The organism is Psittacicella hinzii, from assembly GCF_003585935.1.
GTDB lineage: Bacteria > Pseudomonadota > Gammaproteobacteria > Enterobacterales > Psittacicellaceae > Psittacicella > Psittacicella hinzii.
Genome location: NZ_NRJG01000062.1, coordinates 23594 through 29593 on the forward strand (window position 1 = coordinate 23594; position 6000 = coordinate 29593).

The window sequence follows — 6000 nt, forward strand, 5'->3', positions numbered from 1 at the left end:
TCAAAGGGTAAGTTTAAAACAATCAGCTTAGATTGCTAAACCAGAAACGTAGAAACCAAAAAGAATTAAGGCAATAATTAGAGTACCTAAATTTAATTTTTTGAATTGTCCAGATACAATACGACCTACTACTAAACAAGTAAAGCCCATCATTAGACCTGTAACAATGTTAGCTGTAAAGGCAATAAATGTAGCCGTAACTAATGCTGAGAGCGCACCGATATTATCGTCTTTAAAGTTTAATTCTTTAATGTGCGATAACATTAATAGACCTACGTAAATTAATGCAGGAGCTGTTGCATAGAAAGGTACTAAACTTGCTAGTGGTTGGAAAAAGAGAATACATAAGAAAAGTAAACCAGCAACCACGGCTGTTAAACCAGAGCGACCACCTGCAGCCGTACCAGCAGCTGACTCAATGTAAACCGCACCTGGTGCTGTACCTGTTAAACCGGCAAAAATTGACGAAATAGAGTCAGCGGTTAAAGCGCGACTACCGTTTTTAATTTGTCCTTTATCATCTACTAAACCTGCTTGACCAGCTACGGCACGAATAGTAGAAGTAGCGTCAAATACGGTTGAAAGTACTAAAGCTAATACAATAGGTAAAACTGTAGCAGTAAATACGTTTGAAAGGTCAAATTTAAAGAGTAAAGAAGATTCACCAAAGCTTGGTAAAGCAAAGAAACCGTTGTACTGTACTTTTGGATCGAAGATTAAACCTAAAATTGTTAAAGCTACAATTACGATTAAAATGCCACCTTTAACTCTTAATTGCTCAAAAGCAATAATAAAGAATAAACCGAACACAGTTGCTAAACAAGGTAAAGAAACAAAATCACCAAGTTTAACTGGTAAACTCGAGCTTGTATTAGCGAGGATTAAACCAACATTCGAACAAGCAATCAGGATTAAGAACATCCCGATACCAATACCAGCACCTTGGGCAATAGACTGTGGTAGGTTGCGTAGAATCCAACTACGAATTCCAGTAATCGAAATTACCGCAAAGGCAATACCCATAACTAGAATCATCCCTAAAGCCGTTGGTACAGGGATTTTTTGGTTAATTACAATAGAGAAAGCTACGAAAGCTGTTAGAGCAATATCACCACCAATTGCCATTGGTAATTTAGCCCAAAAACCCATTAAAAGAGTAGCTAAACCTGTCATTAAACAGGTAGCAATAAATACTGATTCGGCTGGAAAGCCGGCAGCTGAAAGCATTCCCGGTACAGCAACAGCAGAATATACCATTGCTAAAAATGTTGTTAAACCAGCAATAACTTCTTGACGCACATTAGTACCTAGTTTAGTTAATTCAAAGTACTTATCTAAACCAGTAGGATTGTCAATTTGTTTCATAAAAAATTAATAATTGAGAAGAATATAGTTATAAGGCAAATACCTAAAAGTGAAAGAAATAAAAAAACTATCTTCAGTTATAAAACCTGGACGTAATCTCAAGTGGAAATAGTCAGATTACGCAAGGTAAGGTTAACTTTTAAAGAGCTCTGATCTTTAAAAGTAAAAACAAGTTAGGGACAAGAAGATCTTGTCCCTAAAAAAGATAAATAAGAAGTTATTTATTCATTTGGGCAACAACTTCTGCATAATCTGTTACTGTCTCTTCTTTATCGCGAGGTAATACTCGGTCAAGAATAATAGCCATTAATGAACCTGTAGTAATACCTGAAGAGAAAATTTCACCAATCCAGTGTGGTAAGTGTTGGAAAATTTCTGGACGTAAAGTTACAGCTAAACATGCACCTACGGAAATAGCAATTATTAAACCGTTACGACGTGAGCGTGATACGCGGTCAAGCATTTGAATACCGCCTACGATAATCATGGCAAACATCATTACACCAGCACCGCCTAATACCGGACTAGGAATAGATACGATTACGGCGCCAAATACAGGGAATAAACCTGCAAGGAATAAAAGAATACCGGTTACCATTACTACGTAACGTGAAGCTACGCGCGTAATTGAAATAATACCGATGTTTTGTGAAAACGATGAGAATGGTAAGGTTGAAAAACATGCAGCTAAAGCTGAACCTAAACCATCACAAAGCACACCACGTTTAACTTGTTCACCAGTTACTTGTGTGTGCGTTGCTTGTCCTATAGCTAAGAAGTTACCGTTTGATTCAACGATCGTAACTAAATAAGCAATCGACATACCGATAATTCCTGAAATCGGGAAAGCTAAACCAAAGTGGAACGGAGTTGGTACAGCAAATAATTCGGCATTTTTTACATTAGTAAAATCAACTAAACCAAAGCATAAAGAAGCAATGTAACCTACTACCATGGCAAAGAAAATGGCAGCAGCCGAGAAAATACCTTTACCCCATTGTACTAAGATCACTACGATTACTAGAACAAAAGTAGCCATAGCTAAAGTACTTGGTGTAGCATAAGATGGATCTGCTTTATTACCACCCGCAAACCAGTCAACAGCTACGGAAATTAGTGATAAGCCGATCGACATCACCACACAACCTGTAACTACTGGTGGGAAGTATTTACGAATATATGGCATTAAAAATGCGCCAACAATCATTACGAGAGAACCTACAAGTGAAGCTCCCATAATACCCGCTACTCCAGCATCACTTTTACCGATAGCAAGTGCAGCCGCAACGAAAGTAAATGAAGTACCCATTACTGATGGCAAACGAATACCTATAGCTCCGATTCCTTTAGATTGCACAAAAGTAACAATCCCTGAAATAAGTAGTGAAGCATTAACTAAAATAATGGTTTGTTCGGCTGGTAAACCAAGAACGCCACCAACAACTAAAGGTACGGCAATAATTCCACCTAAAGCTGCTAATAAGTGTTGGGCAGCAAGGATTAGATTTAAACCAAAAGATGGTTTATCTTCTACGTTCAAAAGTAAACCGTTTTCTTTAGGGGTGATATTTTTAAACGACATATATCAATAAAGATCTTAAATGTTAAGGAAAAGAAAGATCTCAGGTTTATTTTGAAAATAAACTTAGCAAGATTTCTTGGCGATTACGGCTATTATTTTAGCCATTCTCAAAATAAAGCCAACCGCTTTTTGAATTTTGGGCTAGAAAATCTTAAAAAAGACCTCTTAAATTATCATTTGCTTCTTTGTTTTGTATAAAAATAAAATCAAAAGTTGGTTTTGTGTAAGTTTTACATTGGGTGTTGATTGAAAAACGAAGCTGAAGAGTTGCTAAATTAAGTTAATTTTATAAATTTGAGGCAATTTGGAGAAAGACAAAAGTAAGTTTAGGTTTAAAATGTTAGATAAATGTTAAAAATAGGTTGTTATTTTGATAGTTTTATTTTGGGTTATAGAGATGTAAGATTTTGATTTCTAGTTGTTTGTACTACTTTTGCTTGGGGAGTATGAAAAAGGGACTACAAAAAAAGTGATACACCACACTAGGTAAAAAATAAGCAAGAAAAATGCTCTGTCAATTTGACAGAGCATAGTGATTGTATTAGATCATATTGAGGTAACTAAAAGACTTTAGTTAAATACTCTTGGGGCTTAGTCTGCAGTTTTAGCAATACCACCAGGTAAGGTTGAACCATTAGCTTGACTGTATTTTTTTAGATACACTAATAAAATACTAATAGCTGCTGGAGTTATACCTGAAATACGTGAAGCCTGACCAATGGTTGTTGGACGGAAGTTTTCTAGTTTAGAAATAACTTCGTTTGACAGACCTGAAATAGATTTATATTCAAAATCAGCTGGGATTTCAGTATTTTCATTGCGTTCAAGTTTAGCAATTTCTTCAAGCTGACGATCAATATAACCTTTATATTTACTATTAATCTCTACTTGTAATGCAGCTTGTGCGTCATCTAACTTATCAGTAGCAAATTGATTAATTTGCACTAATTTCTCATAAGTCATATCCGGACGTTTTAGCATTTCAATACCATTAGCCTCTTTAGTTAATGGTGCATCAAGTAATGAATTAATATGCGCAATATTCTCAACGTGAGGGTGAATCCAGATGCTTTCTAAACGTGCAGTTTCTTTAGCAATGTTGTTTACTTTAGCATTGAAACGATCCCAACGCGCTTGGTCAATTAAACCAAACTCTTGGGCTTTTGGAGTTAAACGTAAATCAGCATTGTCTTCACGTAATAATAGACGATATTCAGCGCGTGAAGTGAACAGACGATAAGGCTCGTTTGTCCCTAAAGTACATAAATCGTCGATTAATACCCCTAAATAAGCTTCGTTACGTTTAGGCCACCAAGCATCTTTACCTTGACAACGTAAACCGGCATTAATACCAGCAAGAAGACCTTGAGCAGCAGCTTCTTCATAACCAGTTGTACCATTGATTTGACCAGCCATGAATAGATTCGTAATTTGTTTACTTTCTAGTGAAAGTTTTAAATCACGTGGATCAAAGTAGTCATACTCAATTGCATAACCTGGACGCATAATACGTGCGTTCTCTAAGCCTGGCATAGAGTTAATAATCTTAACCTGTACGTCAAATGGTAATGAAGTTGAAACTCCGTTTGGATAGATTTCAGTTGAATCTAAACCTTCAGGTTCTAAGAAGATTTGGTGTTTATCTTTATCAGCAAAACGTACAATCTTATCTTCGATAGATGGACAGTAACGTGGACCAACCCCTTGAATTACACCAGCGTACATTGGAGAACGATCTAAGTTATCACGGATAACTTGGTGTGTTTCTTCATTAGTGTAAGTCATATAACACGCAATTTGCTGTGGGTGCTGTGAAGCATCACCCATAAAGCTAAATACGGGTAATTCTCCTTGATCACCCTCTTGCGTTTGTAACTTACTAAAGTCAATTGTGCGCATATCAATACGTGGAGGAGTACCAGTTTTTAAACGACCTACACGTAAATTTAAAGCACGTAAACGTTCTGATAAAGTAATTGAAGCCGGATCACCTGCACGACCACCTGTATAGTTTTCCATGCCCACATGGATTTTACCACCTAAAAACGTACCTGTAGTTAATACAGCTACTTTACATGGAAATTCTAAACCGATTTTAGTAATTACATTTTTAACTTGGTCGTTTTCAATTTTGATATCAACTACTTCTTGTTGGAAGATATCTAAATTTTCTTGATTTACTAAGAAATTACGAACAAAGTTACGATAAAGTACACGGTCAATTTGTGCACGAGTTGCACGCACTGCCGGACCTTTAGAAGAGTTTAAAGTACGAAATTGAATACCACAGTGGTCGGCAGCAATACCCATTAAACCACCCATAGCGTCAATTTCTTTTACTAGGTGACCTTTACCAATGCCCCCAATTGCTGGGTTACATGACATTTGACCTAAAGTTTCAATATTGTGAGTTAAAAGAAGTGTTTTTAAACCCATACGTGCAGCTGCTAAACAAGCTTCTGTACCGGCATGACCACCACCAATAACAATCACATCATATTCTTTGTTATAAAGCATATAAATTGAAAAAGATTGAGATTTGAATAAAACAAACTTCGAGCATTATGGGGATAATTTAAGTTGGGGGATAAAAATATCTCCATAATGCTACAAGTTTGGTGAAAAATATACGGCTCAATATTATAGCATAATGCTCGTTAAGCAGTAACAAGAGCGCTTAGATTGTGAGTTCTAAATATGTGATATATTTTTGAGTTAAGCAAAAGCTAATCCAAAGTTAACCTAAAGCTAATCCTTAAATATTTTGAGGAGGGCTAAATTAATTTAGTGGGGATAAATTTAGGAATTACCTTATTAAATGTAGCACAATGACAAAAAACAACAAATATTACATACTCCCCCAGTAAAAAATACAATCGCGAAAAAAAATTCATAGAATTAAATATGTCAGATTAATAACAAACAGTTTATTTCTACCTCTTATTTTAAAAATAGTAAGGCTAACATATTTAAATATCGAAAACCCGAATGAATATTGTGGCAATTTTTAAATAAAACTTAAAAAGTTTTTTCTTAATATCAAGGCTTTAGAG

Annotated in this window: 3 protein-coding genes; all 3 read right to left on the bottom strand. The window is 35.6% G+C overall.

Going from position 1 to position 6000, the window contains the following annotated elements; genetic code table 11:
- Positions 1-27 precede the first annotated feature (27 nt).
- The gene (locus tag CKF58_RS04010; RefSeq protein ID WP_119531210.1) at positions 28-1365 is read right to left on the bottom strand and encodes an NCS2 family permease; all 1338 of its coding nucleotides are present in this window, start codon (positions 1363-1365) and stop codon (positions 28-30) included.
- A gap of 217 nt (positions 1366-1582) precedes the next feature.
- Positions 1583-2947, bottom strand: coding sequence for a nucleobase:cation symporter-2 family protein (locus tag CKF58_RS04015; RefSeq protein ID WP_119531212.1), 1365 nt, complete (start codon positions 2945-2947; stop codon positions 1583-1585).
- Between the two features lie 591 nt (positions 2948-3538).
- Entirely contained in the window at positions 3539-5464 is a 1926-nt protein-coding gene (mnmG, locus tag CKF58_RS04020) for a tRNA uridine-5-carboxymethylaminomethyl(34) synthesis enzyme MnmG (RefSeq protein ID WP_119531214.1), read from the bottom strand.
- Between the last annotated feature and the right edge of the window lie 536 nt (positions 5465-6000).